At 71.3% G+C, this 18,976-nt stretch carries 17 protein-coding genes; 6 read left to right on the top strand and 11 right to left on the bottom strand.

The genetic code is table 11. The annotated features are described in order from the left end of the window. Positions 1-44: 44 nt before the first annotated feature. The gene (locus SKED_RS16560) at positions 45-776 is read right to left on the bottom strand and encodes a M50 family metallopeptidase (protein WP_012868334.1); all 732 of its coding nucleotides are present in this window, start codon (positions 774-776) and stop codon (positions 45-47) included. A gap of 282 nt (positions 777-1,058) precedes the next feature. Between SKED_RS16560 and SKED_RS16555 the strand changes: the two genes are divergently transcribed. After that, on the top strand, positions 1,059-2,597 hold the full coding sequence (locus tag SKED_RS16555; RefSeq protein ID WP_012868333.1) for a DEAD/DEAH box helicase: 1,539 nt from the start codon (positions 1,059-1,061) through the stop codon (positions 2,595-2,597). Between the two features lie 113 nt (positions 2,598-2,710). Here SKED_RS16555 and SKED_RS16550 read toward each other — a convergent pair whose 3' ends face one another. Beyond that, the gene (locus SKED_RS16550; RefSeq protein WP_012868332.1) at positions 2,711-3,910 is read right to left on the bottom strand and encodes an MFS transporter; all 1,200 of its coding nucleotides are present in this window, start codon (positions 3,908-3,910) and stop codon (positions 2,711-2,713) included. A 113-nt stretch (positions 3,911-4,023) separates the two neighbouring features. Between SKED_RS16550 and SKED_RS16545 the strand changes: the two genes are divergently transcribed. Further along, the gene (locus SKED_RS16545; RefSeq protein WP_012868331.1) at positions 4,024-4,626 is read left to right on the top strand and encodes a TetR/AcrR family transcriptional regulator; all 603 of its coding nucleotides are present in this window, start codon (positions 4,024-4,026) and stop codon (positions 4,624-4,626) included. Between the two features lie 99 nt (positions 4,627-4,725). Continuing rightward, a complete protein-coding gene (gene msrB, locus SKED_RS16540) occupies positions 4,726-5,133 on the top strand; it encodes a peptide-methionine (R)-S-oxide reductase MsrB (protein ID WP_042438157.1) in 408 nt (135 codons plus the stop codon). A gap of 117 nt (positions 5,134-5,250) precedes the next feature. On the opposite strand, the gene SKED_RS16535 is transcribed toward msrB, so the two are convergent. The 4 genes from SKED_RS16535 to SKED_RS16520 form a co-directional block, all read right to left on the bottom strand. After that, the gene (locus SKED_RS16535) at positions 5,251-6,510 is read right to left on the bottom strand and encodes a hypothetical protein (RefSeq protein WP_012868329.1); all 1,260 of its coding nucleotides are present in this window, start codon (positions 6,508-6,510) and stop codon (positions 5,251-5,253) included. Beyond that, positions 6,494-7,201, bottom strand: coding sequence for an RNA polymerase sigma factor (locus SKED_RS19200; RefSeq protein WP_052293907.1), 708 nt, complete (start codon positions 7,199-7,201; stop codon positions 6,494-6,496). The genes SKED_RS16535 and SKED_RS19200 overlap by 17 nt, the downstream gene beginning before the upstream one ends. A 219-nt stretch (positions 7,202-7,420) precedes the next feature. Further along, positions 7,421-9,148: an MDR family MFS transporter gene (locus tag SKED_RS16525; RefSeq protein ID WP_012868327.1), complete on the bottom strand. Its 1,728-nt coding sequence runs from the start codon at positions 9,146-9,148 to the stop codon at positions 7,421-7,423. A 15-nt stretch (positions 9,149-9,163) separates the two neighbouring features. Beyond that, positions 9,164-9,658, bottom strand: coding sequence for a MarR family winged helix-turn-helix transcriptional regulator (locus tag SKED_RS16520; protein WP_012868326.1), 495 nt, complete (start codon positions 9,656-9,658; stop codon positions 9,164-9,166). Between the two features lie 334 nt (positions 9,659-9,992). Here SKED_RS16520 and SKED_RS16515 point away from each other — a divergent pair, with 334 nt between their 5' ends. Then, a complete protein-coding gene (locus SKED_RS16515; protein WP_012868325.1) occupies positions 9,993-11,273 on the top strand; it encodes a hypothetical protein in 1,281 nt (426 codons plus the stop codon). 121 nt (positions 11,274-11,394) lie between these two features. Here the strand turns inward: SKED_RS16515 and SKED_RS16510 are convergent, their stop codons facing one another. From SKED_RS16510 to SKED_RS20125, 5 genes are all read right to left on the bottom strand, one after another. After that, positions 11,395-12,888, bottom strand: coding sequence for a sugar porter family MFS transporter (locus tag SKED_RS16510; RefSeq protein ID WP_012868324.1), 1,494 nt, complete (start codon positions 12,886-12,888; stop codon positions 11,395-11,397). Between the two features lie 231 nt (positions 12,889-13,119). Next, positions 13,120-14,166, bottom strand: coding sequence for a hypothetical protein (locus SKED_RS16505; RefSeq protein ID WP_042438154.1), 1,047 nt, complete (start codon positions 14,164-14,166; stop codon positions 13,120-13,122). Then, a complete protein-coding gene (locus SKED_RS16500) occupies positions 14,156-14,800 on the bottom strand; it encodes an ABC transporter ATP-binding protein (protein WP_012868322.1) in 645 nt (214 codons plus the stop codon). The genes SKED_RS16505 and SKED_RS16500 overlap by 11 nt, the downstream gene beginning before the upstream one ends. Beyond that, positions 14,797-15,951, bottom strand: a complete 1,155-nt coding sequence (locus SKED_RS16495) for a peptidoglycan-binding domain-containing protein (protein WP_012868321.1) — start codon at positions 15,949-15,951, stop codon at positions 14,797-14,799. Before SKED_RS16495 ends, SKED_RS16500 begins: the two co-directional genes overlap by 4 nt. 31 nt (positions 15,952-15,982) lie before the next feature. Next, a complete protein-coding gene (locus SKED_RS20125; protein WP_012868320.1) occupies positions 15,983-16,450 on the bottom strand; it encodes a hypothetical protein in 468 nt (155 codons plus the stop codon). Positions 16,451-17,332: 882 nt separating this feature from the next. On the opposite strand from SKED_RS20125, the gene SKED_RS16485 reads away from it, so the two are divergent. Further along, entirely contained in the window at positions 17,333-17,932 is a 600-nt protein-coding gene (locus SKED_RS16485; protein ID WP_012868319.1) for a hypothetical protein, read from the top strand. Positions 17,933-18,355: 423 nt separating this feature from the next. After that, positions 18,356-18,976 carry a DUF47 domain-containing protein gene (locus SKED_RS16480; RefSeq protein WP_012868318.1) on the top strand — a complete coding sequence of 207 codons (621 nt, stop codon included), beginning with the start codon at positions 18,356-18,358 and terminating at the stop codon, positions 18,974-18,976.

The raw sequence follows: 18,976 nt of genomic DNA, 5'->3' as shown, positions 1-18,976 counted from the left end.
CCGCCCCGGCTCGGTCGTGAGCATCGTCGGCGGGACCGCCGCCCTCAGAGCCGCGGCAGCGTCTCGATGGACCAGAGGCCGATCCACCAGGACCCGAGCACCAGCGCGCCGACGGTCACCACGAGGAACACCCCGACCCAGAACAGACCGGGGAAGGGCGTGAGTCCGGCGAGCATGTCGGCGTCGGAGGTCCGTGCCTTGCCGCGTCGGCGCTGGGCCTGGAGCTCGAGCACCGGTCGCGGTGCCCCGATGAGCAGGAACCAGGTGACCAGGTAGGCGACGGCCAGCTGCCACTCGGTGCTGGCGTACCAGGAGACACCCACGAGCACGACGGCGCTCACCAGGATCGACAGCAGCCCGAACCAGTTGCGGATCTGCAGCAGCATGAGGGCGAGCACGAGGATCAGCAGCCACAGCAGCCCGACCCCGTAGCCCTGGCGCAGCATGAACGCCGCCCCGAGCCCGACGAGACCCGGCCCGACGTAGCCGGCGAGGGCCGTGAGGATCATGCCGAAGCCACGTGGCTTGCCATATGACAGGGTGAGGCCCGAGGTGTCGGAGTGCAGCCGGATGCCACTGAGGCGGCGCCCGGTGACGAGCGCGGCCACGGCGTGCGCGCCCTCGTGGGCGATGGTCACGACGTGCCGCGACAGCCGCCAGGTGGGGCGGAAGCAGACGATCGCGAGGGCGACGGCGGCGGTGACCCACACGACGCTCTGGTCGGGGGCGGGCAGCTGCTCGGTCGCTCGGGACCAGATCTCGGAGAGGATCGACACCCGAGCATTGGACCACACGGGTACCGGCCGACCAGGCGAGTCGCTCGTCACATCACACGATCTCCAGACAGTCCACGCCCCTCTCGTGAGAGACTGGGAGGAGGCAGCGCGACATCACGCGCACCGAGCGTCGAGGGAACAGCCCGACGGCGCCAAGAGATAAGGCAACCCTTGACGAACTCCCAGCGCTCCGGCGCGCCCGCATCCTCCCGTACCCGGAACCGTTCAGGCCAGCGGCCTGCCGGCGCACCGGCCAGCAGCACTCCCGCCGCAGCAGCCCCCGTGGCCGCGGCCCCGGCGGCCCCGCTCGCGACGTCGTTCGACGACTTCGCGCTGCCGGCCCCGATCATCAGCTACCTCGCCGACAACGGCATCGCCGCCCCGTTCCCGATCCAGTCGGCGACGCTCGGCGACACCCTCGAGGGCCGCGACGTCCTCGGCCGCGGCCGCACCGGCTCCGGCAAGACCCTCGCGTTCTCGCTCCCGACCGTCACGCGCCTCGCGGCCGACGGCGGACGTCGTCGGCCGGCCCGCCCGCGCGGCCTCGTAATGTGCCCGACGCGTGAGCTCGCCAACCAGATCAACGCGACCATGGAGCCGCTCGCCAAGCTCCTCGGCCTCAAGACGACCACCATCTTCGGTGGCGTCGCGCAGAGCCGTCAGGTCACCGCGCTCCAGGGGGGCGTCGACATCGTCATCGCCTGCCCGGGCCGCCTCGAGGACCTCCTCGGCCAGGGCCTGCTGTCCCTCGACGACGTCGAGATCACCGTCCTCGACGAGGCCGACCACATGGCCGACCTCGGGTTCCTCCCCGGCGTCAAGCGCATCATGGACCGCACCCCCTCCAAGGGGCAGCGCCTGCTGTTCTCGGCGACGCTCGACAACGGTGTGGACCAGCTGGTCAAGCGCTACATGGACGCCCCGACGAGCCACTCGGTCGACAGCGCGGACTCGCACGTCTCGACCATGAGCCACCACATCTTCGAGGTGGCCGACGCCGCCGCGAAGCGCGACGTCATCCGTGAGCTCGCCTCCGGTGTGGACAAGCGCGTCCTCTTCACGCGCACCAAGCACCAGGCCAAGAAGCTGGCCAAGCAGCTCACGGCCGACGGCATCCCCGCCGTCGACCTGCACGGCAACCTCGGCCAGGGTGCGCGCGAGCGCAACCTCGAGGCGTTCTCGAGCGGCGCCGTCAAGGTGCTCGTCGCGACGGACATCGCGGCCCGCGGCATCCACGTCGACGAGGTCAGCCTCGTGGTGCACGTGGACCCGCCCGCCGAGCACAAGGCGTACACGCACCGCTCGGGCCGTACCGCCCGTGCGGGCTCCGGCGGCGACGTCGTGACGATCATGCTCCCCGAGCAGCGTGGGGACGTCCGCGACCTCACCCGCCAGGCGAAGATCAACGCCCAGCCCCGCAAGGTCGTCCCGGGCGACGCGCTCGTGACCGACCTGATCGGCGAGGTCGCCGACTACGTGACCCCGGCTCCCGTGCAGGAGCAGCCGCAGCAGCGCCAGGGTGGTGGCGGCGGAGGCCGTGGCCGCTCCGGTCGCGGCGGCTCCTCGGCCGGCGGCTCGGGCGAGGCCCGTGGCGGCGCGCGCGGCGGGTCCTCCCGCGGCGGTGCGTCGGCAGGCGGCGGACGCGGCGGCTCGAGCCGTGGCGTGACCACCTACTCCACGAGCACCCCCTCCGCCGGTGGCGGCAGCGGGTCCGGGCGTCGCTCCTCCGGTGGTGGCCAGCAGGCGGCAGCCGGCAGCGGCGCGTCGACCGGTGGCGGCCGCTCCGGCGCTTCCCGCGGACGCCGTCGCGCGCAGGGCTGAGCCCAGCGCGAGCGGACGCGTCCCACCACAGCACGACGCGGCCTGAGGCTGCGCAGCACGAGGCCCGTCGGTCACGACCGACGGGCCTCGTGCCTGTCTGGGGGCAGGGTGCTCTAGCGTCGCGGGAAGGCGTGCGTCCTGCCGAGGGCGACGACGAGCAGGGCGACCGCGGACAACCCGACCATCGCGACGGGCAGCGCCGCGGGTCCCCTGCCGTCGACGAGGAGCGCACCGAGCGCTCCGCCACCGAAGATCGCCAGGTTGAAGGCGGTCGTGAGCATCGCGTTGGCCACGTCGACGCTCTCACCGGCTGCGTCCCCCACGGCGGTCTGCAGCTGGGTCGCGGACCCGCCGAACGCGACACCCCACAGGACGACGGCGACGACCGTCGCCAGCGGCGAGCCGGGGAGGGCGAGCAGCAGCGCACCGGCGACGACGAAGGTCGCGGTGCTCGCGAGGGCGAGCCCACGGAGCGCCCGGTCGACGAGGCTCCCCGTGACCCCGATGCCGACGAGCGCGGAGACGCCGAAGACGAGCAGGACGAGGTCGGGGCGGAGCCCGACGCCCGCTCCCTCGAGGTACGGGGCGATGTACGAGTAGAGCAGGTTGTGCGCGAGCATCCAGGTGAACACCACGCCGAGGACCACGGCCACACCGGGGATCACGAGCACACGGCCGAGCGGGAGCCGAGACCCTGCCCGCTGTCCCGGGGCGTCCGGGACGTGCGCGAGCACCAGCAGGACGACGACCACGGTGAGCGCCGACACGGCGGCGAAGGACCACCGCCAGCCGACGGCAGAGCCGAGCCACGCGCCGAGCGGTGTCCCGACCGAGAGGGCGACCGGGGTGCCCGCCATCGCGATCGCGACGGCGCGGCCCGCGTGCTCGGGGGCGGCGACGCGGCGTGCGTAGCCGGCGAGCATGCCCCAGACCAGGCCGGAGAACGCCCCGGCGACGAAGCGCACGGCGAGGGCGAGCGCGAGCGTCGGGGCGAGGGCTGTGAGCGTGTTGGACACGAGGAAGCCGAGCATCCCCACGACGAGCAGAGGCTTGCGGGGCGCTCCGCGCGTCATCGCGATCGTCGGGATCGCGGCGACCACTGTGCCGAGCGCGTACGTGGTGATGAGCTGGCCGGCGGTGCCGTCGCTGACCTCGAAGTCTTCTGCGAGCTGGGGGAGGAGGCCTGCCGGGAGGGTCTCGGTCACAATGATGATGAACCCGCTGAGGGCCATCAGGGCGAGGGCGAGGACCGGGAGGCGGTGCTCGACCTCCGGCTGTCGGTAGGTTGCGGGCTCAGGTGCAGGGGCGGTCACGTCGACTCTTCTCGATTTATGGAATGAACGTTCCCATAGTGAGGAGACGACTCTGGTGTGTCAAACTGGAACGAGCGATCCGAAAGAACGCGCAGCGATCCGAGAGGACTGAGATGGCACGGCAGGGACGACCGAGGACCTTCGACGAGCACGACGTGCTCGACGCTGCGATGCAGGTGTTCTGGCGCCACGGGTACGAGGCGTCCTCGATCGCCCAGCTGCGGGCGGCGACGGGTCTGTCCGCCGCGAGCCTCTACGGCGCCTTCGGGTCGAAGGAGGGGCTGTTCGAACGCGCGGTCCAGCACTACGTCGCCGGACCGGGGCGGGTCAGCGACCTCGTCGGCGACCCGACCCTCGACCCGCTCGACGCCCTCGGCCAGATGCTCCACGGGACGGTCGAGATGCAGTCCGACCCGGCGCACCCGGGCGGGTGCCTCGTCACGCTCTCGGCGACCGTCGGAGCAGGCGGAGACGACGACGTCGCCGCGCGCCGCGCCGTCGCGGCTCGACGAGCGCAGGACCGGGCTGGTGTCGAGGCGTGCCTGCGTCGAGGTCGCGACGGTGGCAGCGTCCGCGCCGACATCGACGTGGAGGTGTCAGCGGTCCTCGTGCACTCCTTCGTGCTGGGGGTCTCCACACAGCTGCTCGACGGAGTGCCGCCCGCGGCACTCCACGCCGCAGCCGACCTCCTGCTCGACGGTCTCCGTCGCACCTGACTCTGACCCACGAGTCTTGGCCCGGTTCCCGGACCAGGTCGCGGCGCCCGCGGGAATGCCGCAGGCTGGTGAGCAGTTGATCCGTGCGGAGGTGGACCCATGTCCTATGAAGTGACCAAGACCGACGAGCAGTGGCGTGACGAGCTGAGCCCCGAGGAGTACCAGGTGCTGCGCCAGGCCGGCACCGAGCGCCCCGGGACCGGTGAGCTGCTGCACGAGAACCGCGAGGGTGTGTTCCGCTGTCGTGCGTGCAGCGCCGAGCTGTTCCGCTCAGACACCAAGTTCGACGCCCACTGCGGGTGGCCGAGCTTCTTCGCGCCGCAGGACTCCGACGCCGTCGAGCTCATCGAGGACCGCACCCTCGGGATGGTCCGCACCGAGGTGCGCTGCGCCCGCTGCGGCTCGCACCTGGGGCACGTGTTCGACGACGCGCCGCAGACCCCCACGGGCGAGCGGTTCTGCATGAACTCGATCTCGCTGACCTTCGAGGACGGCAAGACCGCCTGAGCGCAGCGCGACAGACGTAAGACAGACAGAGCCCACCGGGCCCGAGGGAGATACCTCGAGGGCCGGTGGGCTCTGTCGTGCCAGCAGGGCTGTGCCAGCAGGGCTGTGCCAGCCGTGTCAGTACGTCGCGAAGTACTGCGACGTCGTGTAGAAGTCGTTGATCGTCACCTCCTCCAGGCCTTCCGTGTCCACCTGGAACAGCCACGAGTCGTCGGCGGTGACGGGGAACCACTCGAAGGTGGTCGAGTAGGTGGTGCCTCCGTCGACGTCGGCGAGCTGGGGCGAGATGCCCGCGTAGGGGTGCATGCGTGTCACGGTGCTGCTGCGCAGGGGGAGCTTTGACTCGTCGTCCACGCAGATCTCCTGGGAGTCGCCGAGGAACACGATCGGCTCCCGGGTGTCGGGGCCCGCCGCGTCAGCGTCCTCGTAGGCGAAGCAGGTGGCGGCGTGGCCGTCGATCGTCTCGGACCGCTGGCTGCCCTCGACCAGCACCCAGCTGGTGCCCTCCCCGGACACGATCTCGGCCGCCAGCGCCCGCACACCGTCGATGCGTGCGGTCAGGACGTTGGTGAGCGGTCCCCACTCCACGTTGCCGTCCTCGTCGACCTCGCCGGTGCCGGTCAGCGACTCTGCCGGCTCTGCCGAGTAGCTCGCGGCCCAGATCCCGAGGTCGCGGTCGACCGAGTAGCTGCCCCACATCCCGTCTGGTTCGTGCAGCGTCCCGAAGGACGCGACCCACCCGTCCAGGTCGACAGGCTCGTCCTGGAGGCCGTTCCCCGCATAGCCGGCGACGACCTCGCGCATGAGCGCGACGTTCTGCTCCTCCGAGAACGCGTACACCTCCTCCGGTGCGTAGTCGTCGAGAGCAGAGGGCACGCGCCTCTCGGGCAGCACCGTGATGACGTGCGGCGAGCCGCTGGGTGAGGTCACGGTGCGCTGGTACGACTCTCTGACGACCTCTCCCTCGGTGATCGTCTGGTCCCGGGTCGTCATGACCACGTTCAGCTCGTCCTGCGCGGCCAGGGCGACGAGGCTCTGCTCGAGCAGCAGGGTGGTCGAGACGATCTCGGCCTCGCCGCCGCTCGGTGCCGGGCTCTCGGGCGAGGTGGGGGAGGCGTCGCCGGTCGGGCGGACCACGCCGTCGTCGGCCAGCGGGGCAGGGTCGCTGCTGCCCGGCAGCCCGACGGCGAGGGCGACGCCGAGCGCCCCGATCCCGAGCAGGGCGCCTCCGCCGGCCAGGGCGCGGCGCTGCCGGCGTGCGCCGTTCGGGGCGGACGTGCCGATGCTGGTGAGGAGCCGGCGCTTCACGGCGTCCAGGTCGGAGTCGTCGGCGACGGGGGTCGCCGGGTCGAGACGGGGGTCAGGCCTGCTGTCCATGGGGGATCCTCTCGTCGTGGGTGCGGTCGCGCGTCGTCCGCGGGCCTGCCGGGTCGGCTGTGCCTGGCCGGTCGTCGTCCTCGGCGACCTCGTCGGCGTCGGGCCCGAGGAGGGCCGCGAGGCGTTCGCGTGCGCGCCGTGCGCGCGTCGAGGCGGTGTTGGTCGAGCAGCCGAGGGCGACGCCCAGCTCTGCGGAGGTCAGCCCCTCGGTGACGACGAGGCGCAGCACGTCCTGGTCGGTCGTCGAGAGCTGCTGGAACGCCCGGCTGATCTGGTCGCCCGTGTCGACGGACGGTGCGTGGTCGGGGACGGACCGGCGGGCGTGCAGCCGGACCCGTGAGAGGAGGTCGCCGGAGCGGCGCTCGGACCGCAGCCGGTTCGCGACGGTCCGCCGGGCGACGCCGAGCAGCCACGCGAGCTCGAGCTCCGGGATGTCGTCGAGCCGTCGCCAGGCGACGAGGAACACGTCGCACACGACGTCCTCGGCGTCCTCGCGGGGCAGGCGCCGACGCGCGTAGCGCAGCACGGACCGCGCGTGCTCGTCGTAGAGGGCCTCGAGGCGGGCGTGCGCCTCGGGCTGGTGGCGGGCCGTCACGGTGACGGGTCCGTGACCGAGGAGGTGGGGAGTGTGGTCATCGGGACGGGCGAACCCGCTCCTCTCGTCCTGGGCGACGCCGGGTGCGTCGCTCACCCCGGTCAGTGTCCGGACCCGCGCCGGTGTGACACGGACGTCCAGACTTCTTTCAGGAGCCTCTCACGAACGACCCTGGCGCCCGGTCGCCTCCGCGTCCGCAGAGTGCCGCCGAGTGGGCCGCCGCGACGCAGACGAGGCCCGGACCGTGTGTCGGTCCGGGCCTCGTCTGCTCGAGGTGCTGCTGTGCTGAGCTGTGTGGTGCTCTGCTGCGGTGCGTCAGCCCTTCGGGCCTCGGCTCGCCGTGGCGTCCTCGCGGGCGGCCTCGTCAGCGGCGGTCTCACCGGAGCGCACCTCGGCCTCGTCGGCCGTGATGTCCTCGTCGCTGCGCACGGCACCTGCCGTGTCGGCGGCGTCGTGGCCCATCTCCTCGAGGCGCTGCTGGACACCGGACTTGGTGCCGAGCGGGATCTCCTTGAGCAGGATCACCGCGATGAGCGCGATGAGCGCGAGCGGGGCGGCGATGAGGAAGATCTCGGCGACTCCGGCGCCGTAGGCCTTCTCGACGACGTCACGGACCGGTGCCGGCAGGGTGCTCACGTCGGGGATGGTCCCTCCGCTCAGCCCACCGCCCTCGACGCCCAGGCTCTTGAGGCCGGCGGTGACGTCGGTCGTGATGCGCGAGCCGAGGATGGCGCCGAGCACCGCGACACCCATGGCACCGCCGAGCGTCCGGAAGAACGCGATGGTCGCGGTCCCGGTGCCCATCTCCTGCGGGGAGAGGGTGTTCTGCGCGGCGAGCACGAGGTTCTGCATGAGCATGCCCATACCGACACCGACGACGAACAGGTAGACCCCGATGAGCGCCATGTTGGTGTGGTAGTCGATGGTGCCCATCAGAGCGAGACCCACCGTGAGCGAGACCGCGCCGACCAGCATGAAGCGCTTGTAGCGCCCGGTGCGGGTGATGAGCGTCCCGATGCCGGTCGAGGCGATGAACTGCCCGGCGATCATCGGGATGGTCAGCAGGCCGGAGACGGTCGCGGACTTGCCGCGGGCCACCTGCATGTACTGGCTGAGGAACACCGAGGTGCCGAAGAGCGCGATGCCGACCGCGGCGCTGCCGATGACGGCGAGCACGACCGTGCGGTTGCGGAAGAGGCTGAGCGGGATGATCGGGGCCTCGACGCGGCTCTCGACCCAGACGGCGAGGACGAGCACGAGGACCGAGCCGAGGGCCATCGCGACCGACTGCCAGGAACCCCACGCGAACTGGTCGCCCGCGAAGGTCACCCAGAGCAGCAGCCCAGAGATGCCGACGGAGAGCAGGAACGCGCCCCAGTAGTCGAGGCGGACGCGGACCTTGGGCATCGGCGGGAGCTTGAGGGTGCGCTGCAGCGTGATGATCGCGGCGATCGCGAAGGGGATCCCGACGAAGAAGTTCCAGCGCCACCCGACGCTGTCCGTGAGCGCACCGCCGAGGAGCGGTCCGCCGACCATGCCGACGGCCATGATGGCGCCCATGAGGCCCATGTACTTGCCGCGCTCGCGCGGGGAGATGATGTCGGCGATGAGCACGGTGGCGAGGGCGGTGAGGCCACCGGCGCCGATGCCCTGGAAGGCGCGGAAGAGGATGAGCGTGCCCGAGCTCTGCGAGGCGCCGGCGAGGGCGGCCGAGATCACGGTGATGACGAGGGCGATCTGGATGAGCGTCTTGCGGTTCACCAGGTCGGCGAGCTTGCCCCAGATCGGGGTGCTGATGGTGGTGGTGAGCAGCGTCGCGGTGACCACCCAGGTGAAGGCGGTCTGCGTGCCCTGGAGGTCCGCGAGGATGACGGGCAGCGACGACGACACCACGGAGGTGGCGAGGATCGACACGAACATGCCGAGGAGGATCCCGGAGAGGGCCTCGAGCACCTGGCGGTGCGACATCTGCTGGGGTTCACCAGGGACGTGCTCGTCCCCGGTGGTGACCGGCGCGCTGCCGGTCTCGGTGGTCTTGCTCATGAGGGTTCCTTTACGTCAAACAGTCTGTAGGTCGTGCGGCGAGCCGCCCTGCGTCGGGGCAGGCGTCTCGTCCTGGTGGTCGGCGATCGTGCGGGCGAGCGCCGCCATGTGGTCCGTCGCGGCGGACAGCTCGTGGGGGTCCCAGTCGGAGAACATGTCGGTCATGAGCGCGGTGACGTGGTCCTTGAGCTCGTCGACGCGCGCGTGGCCGGTCTCGGTCAGCTCGATCGAGCGCGAGCGGCGGTCGCCGTCGTCGACCGTGCGGCGCACGAGGCCCGCGTCGACCAGCGCGCTGACCTGACGGCTGGCGACCGAGAGGTCGACCCGCAGGTGCTGCGCGGCGCAGCCGACGGAGACCGGCTCGGCCGTCGCGTACAGGTAGCGCAGGATGCCGATGCCTGCCCGGGGCAGGTCCATCGAGCGGGCGAGGCGGGCGCCGATCTCACGCTGGGCCCGTCCGAACTCGTCGAGCGCACGGAGCATGTCCTGCACCGCGTGGCTGTCGATCATGTCTTCTCCTCTGCAACTCCTCCATCCTAAGTTGTTGCTTGCAGAATGCAAGTAGTTTCCGCGAGGTCTTGCTGTGACCTCGCGCACCGATGCCGACACCCGGGGAGGCAGCATCTCGACGCGCGTCGTGCGCCCGCCCGGGGTACCTTTCTGCTCGCCCCTGACCTGCGAGGTCGTCGGCAGCCCCGGCACGGCGACGCAGGTTTCCACCCGCTCCGACAGGCCCGCGGCGCTCATGCCACGCCCACGTCGGCCGATAGGTCACTGATGCACACCACAGCCGCAGGAGCGGGCGGACGACGACCTCGCCGCCCGCGCACCACAGGAGACGCACATGGCACGGATCGAACGACGGACGGTGCTCCAGTTCGCTGCGCTCGCCGCCGCAGCACCCTTCGTCGCCCACGGGTTGAGGACCGAGTCCGCCGTGGCTGACGCCCCGCTCGTCGCGCCGTCCGCCCCGGGCGTCGACGCGGCCTTCGCGTTCCTCGACGCCCTCGTCCCGCTCGCCGAGCCCGTCCTGCCCGGCACGCCCGCACCGCCGGCGAGCCGCGCGCTGCCGCGCAGCTACTCCCGCGGGTACCTCGGATCCATCGGCTTCGACGTCGCGTTCTCCTACGACTGCGCCCTGGTGGTCCTGGCCTACCTCGCCCGCGGCTCCGCGGCAGACGTCGAGCGCGCCACGACCGTCGGCGACGTCCTCGTGACGCTCCAGGAGGGTGACGCCGAGCTCGACGGGCTGTTCCGCAACTCCTACATGGCGAGCCTGTCCGTCGACGACGCCGGGCTGCCCCGGATCGCCTCGCACGCCGCGACCACCGGGAACCAGGCCTGGGTCGGCATCGCGCTGCTCGCGCTGCACTCCGCCGTCGACGACGACAGGTTCCTCGTGGCAGCCCTCCGGCTCGCCCGGACCGTCGTGTCGACCACCTACGACGACCGCGGCCTGCCCGCCTTCTCCGGCGGGCGCGGCGAGGACGGCCGCGTGCTCACCTGGCGCTCGACCGAGCACAACACCGACTGCTACACGTTCTTCAGCGAGCTCGCACGGGTCACCGCCGACGCGGAGTGGGCCGACCGTGCCGCCGACGCGCGCGCCTTCGTCGAGTCGCTGTGGGTGCCCGAGGGCGGGTACTTCCTCGTCGGCACGGTCGACGACGGCGTGACCCCCAACGTGCACCCCATCGCCGAGGACGCGCAGAGCTGGACGTACCTCGCGCTGCGCGACCCCGCCTACGCCGGGTCCCTCGACTGGGCCGCCGAGCACCTCGCCGCGCACGACGGCGACGTGCACGGCGTGACGGTCTGCCACGTGGCGAGCACCGACAAGGTGTGGCTCGAGGGCACGGCGCACCTCGCCGCGGCGCTCACCGTCCGCTCGACCGAGACCGGTGACGCCCACGGCGAGGCCGCGCAGGCCGCGGCGCTCCTCGACTCCGTGTGGCTCGCGCAGGCCTCGGGTCCGTACGCCGACGGCATGGGCGTCCCGTCGGCGTCGTCGGACAACCTCGACTCCGGGTTCGGCGACCTCGTGTACTCGTCGCTGCACACCGGGAGCACCGCGTGGGCGATCATCGCCGCGCTCGGCGCGAACCCCCTGGCCGTGGTCCGTTGACGAGACCGGCACCACGACACCGCCCCTGACCCGGGGCCTGCCGGGAGCCCGTACAGCAGACGACGCGAGGCCCGTCCCCGGTGAGGGGGCGGGCCTCGCGTCGTCAGCGGTGCCGGAGGCGTCAGACCTTGACGTCGTCCTCCATGTCCTCGAGGTCGCGGTTGCGGGTCTCCTTGACCTTGGCGAGCACGAACACGAAGGACAGCAGGGCGAAGGTGCCGTACATGCCGTAGGTGAAGGGCAGGCCGAGGTTCTCGGACAGCGGCGGGAAGCTCACGGTGATCGCGAAGTTCGCGAGCCACTGGGCTGCCGCGGCGATCGCGAGGGCCGAGGCGCGGATGCGGTTGGGGAACATCTCGCCGAGCAGCACCCACACCACGGGGCCCCACGACGCCCCGAAGGACACGACGAACACGTTCGCCGCGACGAGGGCGATGGTGCCCCAGGAGCCGGCGAGCGTGACGTCGTCACCGGAACCGGTCGACTGCGTGAAGGCGATCGCCATCATCACCAGCGACACCGTCATCCCGGCAGACCCGGCGAGCAGCAGCGGCTTGCGGCCGATCTTGTCGACGAGCGCGATGGCGACGAAGGTCACCACCACGTTCGTCACGGCGGTGATGGTCGAGACGGTGAAGGACTGCGAGTCGTCGAAGCCGACCGAGCGCCACAGCGTCGTGGAGTAGTAGAAGATCACGTTGATGCCGACCAGCTGCTGGAACACCGACAGCAGGATGCCGACCCACACGATCGGCAGCAGGCCGAAGCGTGGGCCCTTGAGCGACGCCTGCTTCTCCAGCTTGGCGTCCCGGGTGACCGACGCCTCGATGGCGTCGACCTTCGCGTCGAGGTCGACCGGCCCGAGGACCGAGCGCAGCACGGCGCGGGCCTCGTCGATCTTGCCCTTGCCCACGAGGTAGCGCGGCGACTCGGGGACGGTCAGCGCCACCCACGCGTAGATGCCGGCGGGGACCACCGCGATGAGGAACATCCAGCGCCACGCGTCGAGGCCGAAGAGGCTCGCGCCCATGGCGATCGGGGCGCCGTCTGCGACCGGGCCGGCCGTCTCGGCGAACAGCTGGTCCGAGAGCAGCGCGGCGAAGATGCCGATGGTGATGGCGAGCTGCTGGAGCGACGCGAGACGGCCGCGGATCGCGGTCGGGGAGATCTCCGCGATGTACGCCGGTGTCACCACCGACGCGATGCCGATGCCGATGCCGCCGACCACACGCCAGAGGATGAGGTCCCACACGGCGAAGGCGAAGCCGCAGCCCACCGCCGACACGAGGAACATGATCGCGCCGACGAGCATGACGCGCGGCCGTCCCCAACGGTCCGCCAGACGACCGGCGTACCAGGCGCCGAGCGCACAGCCGAGGAGGGCCACCGCCACGGAGAAGCCGACGAGCGTCGAGCTGAGCTCGAAGTCCTTCTCGATGGCGTCGACGGCGCCGTTGATCACCGAGCTGTCGAAGCCGAAGAGGAACCCGCCGACCGCCGCCGACACGGCGAGGGTGATCGCCTTGCGGTGCGCGGCCTTCGTCTCTGGGCTGTCCGGAGGAGCCTGGCCCCCGTCACCCGCCTTGCCTGACTGTCCTGCCGACGACGTGGTCATCGCTGCCTCCGCTGTGCGTTCGTGGTCACGGCGGTCGGCGGCGCAGGCGTCGCGGCCACAGGACCTCTGGGTGATCTTCACTGTAACGACGCGAGACGATATCGGCGCGAGGAGCAGAACCGTGCACCGGACGGGTGAGGCGATCGTCACGTCGGCCCGGGTGGCGGGATCTCGACGCGGGTGGCCTCGTGGACACCGGGCGCGGCACCGCCGCTGCGCCTGGGGTGGGCCTCACCGGTCTTTGGCGAGGTCCGAGGCCCGGCGGAGCACGGCTGCGGAGGCAGCGGTCCCGGCGCAGACCACCCAGGCCAGACCGCCGACGACCGCCCAGAGGACCGGGACGGCGGGGTCGCGCAGGTGCGTCCCGAGGACGAGTGCTGCGGTGGTGCCCGACGTGACGAAGAAGCCTGCGACGATCATCTGCTCCAGCAGCAGCATCGTCGCGAGGGACCGCCGAGACGTCCCGGAGAGCCGGTACGCCGCGAGCTCGCTCGACCGGAGCCTGCTCAGGGCCAGTGCGGTGAAACCTGCGAGGACGGCGACCGCACCGGGGAGGAACCTCTCGGTGCGGGCCAGGTGTCGTGCGACGACGTCGACGGTCTCGCTGTACGGCGACGTCGCGACCAAGGGCTCGCCGACGAGCTGCAGCTCGGACAGCACTACCTGCCGGGACTCCTGGACCGGCAGGTAGGGGTCGAGCACCACGACGCAGTGGTCGCCCGTGGTCGTCGTGGGGTCGAGTGGGACGCCGAGTGCGGCCCCAGTGGAGATCCCTGCGGGTACCGGTGGACCTAGCGCCGCCTGGAGCACCTGCCCGCTCGCGGTGACGAGCACGATCGACTCGTCGGCGTCGGCGTCGGGCCAGAGCGCCGCGCCGACCACGGCGTCGTGCGTGGTGAGCAGAGGCAGGAGCGTGTCGCTGACCGGCTGGAGCGGTACGAACGAGCCGAGCTCGACAAGGTCGGTCCGCTCGGCGCGTCCGACCAGACCTGCGGCCTGCACCTGGTCGTACCGGGTCAGCCCGTCGCAGGAGGTGCGGCTCACGGTGCTGACGGCATCCGACGCGGGCGGCGTGAGCACCACGACGTTGCGTCCGGCGAGGCCGAGGTCGTCGAGGGTGGAACCGAGCGCGTCAGCCTGGTGCACTACGAGGGCGGTCTGCCCGGCGCCGAGGAGGACCGCCACCGCGAGCACCGGGAACATCCTGGCGGCCGGAGAGAGGACGTTCTTCACCGCCTCGCGGACCAGCATGGTCAGCGACCACCGGTCATGCTGCACGGCTGCGCCTCCGGATGTCGACGGCGTAGCTCGCGGCAGCGATGAGGAGCGGGTCGTGCGTGGCGACCACCACGGTCGCGTCGACGCTCAGCGAGTGGAGGAGTGCGGCGACGACCTCGGTGCTGGCCGCGTCGAGGCTCGAGGTGGGCTCGTCCGCGAGGATGATCGGCTTCGACGACGCGAGGGCCCGTGCGAGGCTCACGCGCTGCAGCTCCCCGCCGGAGAGCGTGCGCGCCAGCGACGACGCACGGTCGGCGAGGCCGACCCGGTCGAGGGCGTCGTGCGCGGTGCGGCGAGCCGCGGGGAGAGGCTGCCCGTCGCCCAGCGGTCCGAGCATGACGTTGTCGAGCGCGCTGCGCGCACCGAGGCAGTTCGCCCCCTGAGGGACCCACGCGACGAGCTCTGGGCTGGGACCGGTGACGGTCCCGTCGTCGACCCGGCGCAGCGAGACGGCCCCTGCGCTCGGGGCGACGAACCCGCTGACGGCGTTGAGCAGGGTGGACTTGCCGCTGCCCGACGGGCCGACGAGCGCGCCGACCTGACCGGGGTGCAGGACCGCCGAGAAGCCGTCGAGGACCACGCGGTCCCCGAAGGCGAAGGACACCGAGTCGAAACGCACCTCCAGCTGTCTCATGCGCAGTCGTCCAGCACGGAGCCGGGGAGCGACCGGGGGTTGCGGACGACGGTCTGGCCGACCAGGTCCGCGGGGACGGAGGCGAGGCCGATCTCGCCGTCGACCGTGGTCGCGTCGGTCAGCGGGATCGCATCGGCGGAGGTGACGACGCCGGTGCTGCGCGTCTCGTCCGTGCTGAACACGCACCGCGTGCCGGCTGCCGTGGTGTAGACGGCGGTGGTGGGCACGGTGCCGCGCACGGGTGCGTCGGGCAGGTGGAGCACGAGGCCGGTGAAGGACTGCGTGGTGTCGTCGGTGGTCAGGTCGACCGTGCCGCGCTCCGCCGCAGAGACGAGGGCGGCATGGAGCGCGTGGACCTCCTCGGGGGCCGGCGCCAGGGAGGTTACGGGGACCTCCTCGTCGGAGAGCAGGAGGGCGAACGGTCCGTCCTTGCCGGCGAGCCGGAGCGTCGACTCGGCGCTGAGGGTGAGCGAGAGCGGCAGCACCGGCCCGGCGATCACCGGGTCACCGAGGGCCACCATCTCCCCGACCGACGTCAGCACCGACTGCACGGACGGCGACCCGGCAGGGACGAACACCACGGACGACGGCTGGAAGACCCCGTCCGCGGGGAACCCGTTGGCGCGCTGGTACGCGGTGATCGCGCGCCGCAGGCTCGGGCTGTACGACGCGCCTCGCCCGAGCGTGGTCTCCGACCCTGCGGCTGCCAGGTAGTCACGCAGCCCTTCGACGTCGGCGCCGGACGTGCCCGGGCCGATCTCGCGGTAGAGCGGCGCCTCGGCCACGTGAGCGCGCAGCACCGCGCCGTCGACGGAGACCACCGCGTCGGTCGGGGCCAGCACCTGCCCGGGCGACGCGTGCACCGCGGTGACGAGCCCGGCCGCCGGGACGACGACGTCGTGGGGGGCCGTGACCTGGAACGTGGCGGTGACGGTCTGGCGGTAGTCGTCCTCCCGCGACCCGACCGTCGCCGTGACCGGCAGCTCTGACTCGACCGACGAGGCCTCCCGTGACGTGGCGAGCGGCACCACGACGGCCAGTGCGAGCACAGGCACGAGCCAGAGCGCGACGAGCGGCGCGGTGAAGGCCAGAGCGCGGAAGAGTCGGGTCCGTGGCGCTGGTGGCGGCGGCCTCTCGGTGCGAGATCGCATGAGTGTCCTTCGTGGGTGTCTAGAGGCCAGGTCAGCAGTCACCGAAGGAGATGCCGTGCTCGTCGAGCTGGGCATTGACCTCTCGTGAGGTGTCCTGCGGTTCGATCCCGCGTTCGAGGAGGCACTTCTTGATGAGCTGCGTGGTGTATGAGAAGTCCTCGTTGGCGAGCTGCCACACAAGGTCGATCTCGGAGAAGTGGTACTCGTAGCAGGGCTCGTACACTCCGGCGCCTGTGGCTGCCTGCGGGAAGGAGTAGTCGTAGACGTTGCCGGTCATCCCGCTGTCGGAGACCTCGTAGCCGCCGTCGGCCATGCAGGCCTGGAACTCGCGGAAGGCCTGCTCGTAGTCGTCGGCGGTGACCTCGCCGGTCTCCACGGCGCGGGTCTGCGCGGCAGACCGTTCAGGCTCGGCAGTTCGTCCGTCCGGCCCGGTGTCCGGCGACGTCGACGAGCAGGACGTCGTGAGCAGCAGCAGGGCGATGAGGAGGCAGGTTTTCATGTGGGTCTCCGGCAGAAGGGAAGGGAGAGAGCTCAGTGCGGGCGAGGGGGGGCGGGCACCCCGTCTGTGGACGGGGTGCCCGCCGGAGATCGACGGGTCGGGTTCAAACCCGCGTCGTAAACGAGTGACCGTAGGGCCAGTGCGCCCTTGTCACGGAGTGCACGGCCGAGAGGACACCCCCGGGTGAGACCGCGACAGAGCGGTGATGGCTCCGCACTCCTGTCTGGTGGATGGTCACGGGATCTCCAGGGCGTCTGAAGTTCGCGTTGACCTGGACGGAACCGCACGCATGGTCTGCCGACTGCCATGTCCTGGCGGAGCTCGTCTGTGTCTGTCCTGCGAACGACGAGTTGACGTTGCAGTTCATCGATCCCGTGCCGGCCTGTGCGCTCGTCATGCCTGCAGCCATCAGTGCGGCTGCCAACGCGAGTGTGATCGTCTTCCGGTGCTTCATCTCTGGTCTCTCCCTTGGAGCTGGAGGGTGGGGTGAGAGCGCGGGGGCGGGGCGGAGCAGGTCTGGTCGGGAGCATCTGTGCGCCCGGTCTCGACCTGCGTCCACCACGGACAACCATCACCTGGGAGGCTCTCGGGCAGTCGGCCTGTCGGACGCTGCTGTGAGTGCCGGTGGACCAGCTGGAGCGCCTGTGCTCGTGGTCCGTGCAGGGGCCCGAGGGCCTCTGTGCCGAGGCGTCGGCTTCGACGCCTTGTCCCATAAGGTGGTTATCAACAATTTGGGTTGTCAAGCAGCTTTACGAGGATAGTGACTCTTCGTACGTTTGGGTGTGCTCACGGTTGGCACCCGACCGTCCCGGGGCGAGACTGGTCTGCATGACTGACTCACCTGGTCCCGTGGGCGGGCGCCCGCAGCCCCGCCGTCCGGCGATGCTCGACCCGCGCGCGGCCGAGGAGATCCCGGGGTCCCTCGACCCGACGCTCCGGGGGGAGATCGCGCACACGACCGCCGCCGCGATCGTGCACCGGGCGCGCGCCAAGGAGGACCCCGAGGTGGTCGACCGCCTGGTCCGGCTCGTCGAGCACGAAGGGCTCGACGTGGTGGCCGGTCTCTGGGCCGACAGCCCGGCCGAGACGTTGCCCGGAGCGCTCTGGCGGCTCTACGTCCTGCGCGAGTGGGTGCGCCGTGACCCGACGACCGTGGCCGAGCGGTTCCGGCTCGGGGTTGACGCTGCGCCCGTGCACGAGGTCGTCGCCGGGGTGGTCAGCCCGCCCGGGCCCTCGGACGTGCGGACCGTTGCCGACGCGGTCCTCTCGGGCGTGTTCGCCGGCGACCTCGCGGTCGCGCTCGAGCGAGCCGCGGCGTTCTGCCGGATCCTGGCGGTCGGGGCGGCCTTCGACGCGGACTCGGTCGACCTCGTCGACAGCGACCGCGGGACCCGCCTGACGCGCGGCGCGGCCTCGCTGACCCGCACCGCCGAAGAGCTCGAGCAGGCCGCGACCATGTGGCGGGCCGACCGACTCGAATGATCGAGCGAGGGCGCGTAGGGTTGTTCTCGACGCCGGGCCACTGTGGCCCCGGGCTCCAACACAAGCCGCTACGAGCGGCCTTCGCGCCGTCAGGCGCTACGTGGTCCGGCGTCCTCGAAGCACGTCCGGACGGAGCTCCCCGGCTCCCTCCAGGCACCTCCCCAGCACCGTCGCCGGGTCGAGGCAGCACCACCTGCGGCCACCGACGGCCCCTCTGCGCGCCGGGCAGAAGTGGGACCTTCGTCTCACCGGCCGGTCGGTCTCCTGTGTGTTCACCGTGAGTCTGCGCCCCGGACACCCGAGAAGTTGTGAGTTCACCTTTTCGCTGCCCTACGCTGGGGACGATCAGTCGATCTCTCGACGTCGCTTCACGGTCGTCACTCACTGTCGGTGAACGTCTCTTTCCCCCCAACGGAGCCTGCTGTGCGCCTGCGCCTCACCCCGCGCGATACCTCGTTCTTCGATCTCCTCGCCGACTCGGCGAGCCACCTCGTCGTCGGTGCGAACCTCCTGAGCGAGCTGCTCGGTGCCGACCGGGCGGGCCGCAAGGCGATCGCCAAGAAGCTGGCCGACGTCGAGCACGCCGCAGACGAGGCGACGCACTCGATCATGCGCCGCCTCAACTCGACCTTCGTCACGCCCTTCGACCGGGACGACATCTCGGGCCTGGCGTCGGCGCTCGACGACTGCATGGACTTCATGGAGGAGGCCGGCGACCTCATCGTGCTCTACAAGCTCGACGAGCTGCCCGCCCGCGTCTCGGACCAGATCCAGGTGCTGCAGCGCTGCGCCGAGCTCACCGCCGACGCCATGCCGCACCTGCGGTCGATGGGTGACCTCACCGACTACTGGGTCGAGGTCAACAGCCTCGAGAACCAGGCCGACAAGATCCACCGCAAGCTCCTCGCGCAGATGTTCGACGAGATCGCCGACCCCATCCAGCTGATGAAGCTCAAGGAGGTCGTCGAGACCCTCGAGCTCGCCGCCGATGCGTTCGAGACCGTGGCGAACATGGTCGAGACCATCGCCCTCAAGGAGTCCTGA

This window comes from Sanguibacter keddieii DSM 10542 (genome assembly GCF_000024925.1).
Classification (GTDB): domain Bacteria; phylum Actinomycetota; class Actinomycetes; order Actinomycetales; family Cellulomonadaceae; genus Sanguibacter; species Sanguibacter keddieii.
Note: the sequence above shows the minus strand (reverse complement) of the source record. Positions and strands in the feature narration are given on the sequence as shown.

Bases quoted from the DNA above. Each gene is read 5' to 3' on its own strand.
- msrB (WP_042438157.1), top strand. From the start codon at position 4,726: ATGTCCTATGAAGTGACCAAGACCGACGAGCAGTGGCGTGACGAGCTG.
- SKED_RS16520 (WP_012868326.1), bottom strand. From the start codon at position 9,658: ATGATCGACAGCCACGCGGTGCAGGACATGCTCCGTGCGCTCGACGAG.
- SKED_RS16500 (WP_012868322.1), bottom strand. From the start codon at position 14,800: ATGAGACAGCTGGAGGTGCGTTTCGACTCGGTGTCCTTCGCCTTCGGG.
- SKED_RS16515 (WP_012868325.1), top strand. From the start codon at position 9,993: ATGGCACGGATCGAACGACGGACGGTGCTCCAGTTCGCTGCGCTCGCC.
- SKED_RS16510 (WP_012868324.1), bottom strand. From the start codon at position 12,888: ATGACCACGTCGTCGGCAGGACAGTCAGGCAAGGCGGGTGACGGGGGC.
- SKED_RS20125 (WP_012868320.1), bottom strand. From the start codon at position 16,450: ATGAAAACCTGCCTCCTCATCGCCCTGCTGCTGCTCACGACGTCCTGC.
- SKED_RS16495 (WP_012868321.1), bottom strand. From the start codon at position 15,951: ATGCGATCTCGCACCGAGAGGCCGCCGCCACCAGCGCCACGGACCCGA.
- SKED_RS16485 (WP_012868319.1), top strand. From the start codon at position 17,333: ATGCTCGACCCGCGCGCGGCCGAGGAGATCCCGGGGTCCCTCGACCCG.
- SKED_RS16535 (WP_012868329.1), bottom strand. From the start codon at position 6,510: ATGGACAGCAGGCCTGACCCCCGTCTCGACCCGGCGACCCCCGTCGCC.
- SKED_RS16525 (WP_012868327.1), bottom strand. From the start codon at position 9,148: ATGAGCAAGACCACCGAGACCGGCAGCGCGCCGGTCACCACCGGGGAC.
- SKED_RS16545 (WP_012868331.1), top strand. From the start codon at position 4,024: ATGGCACGGCAGGGACGACCGAGGACCTTCGACGAGCACGACGTGCTC.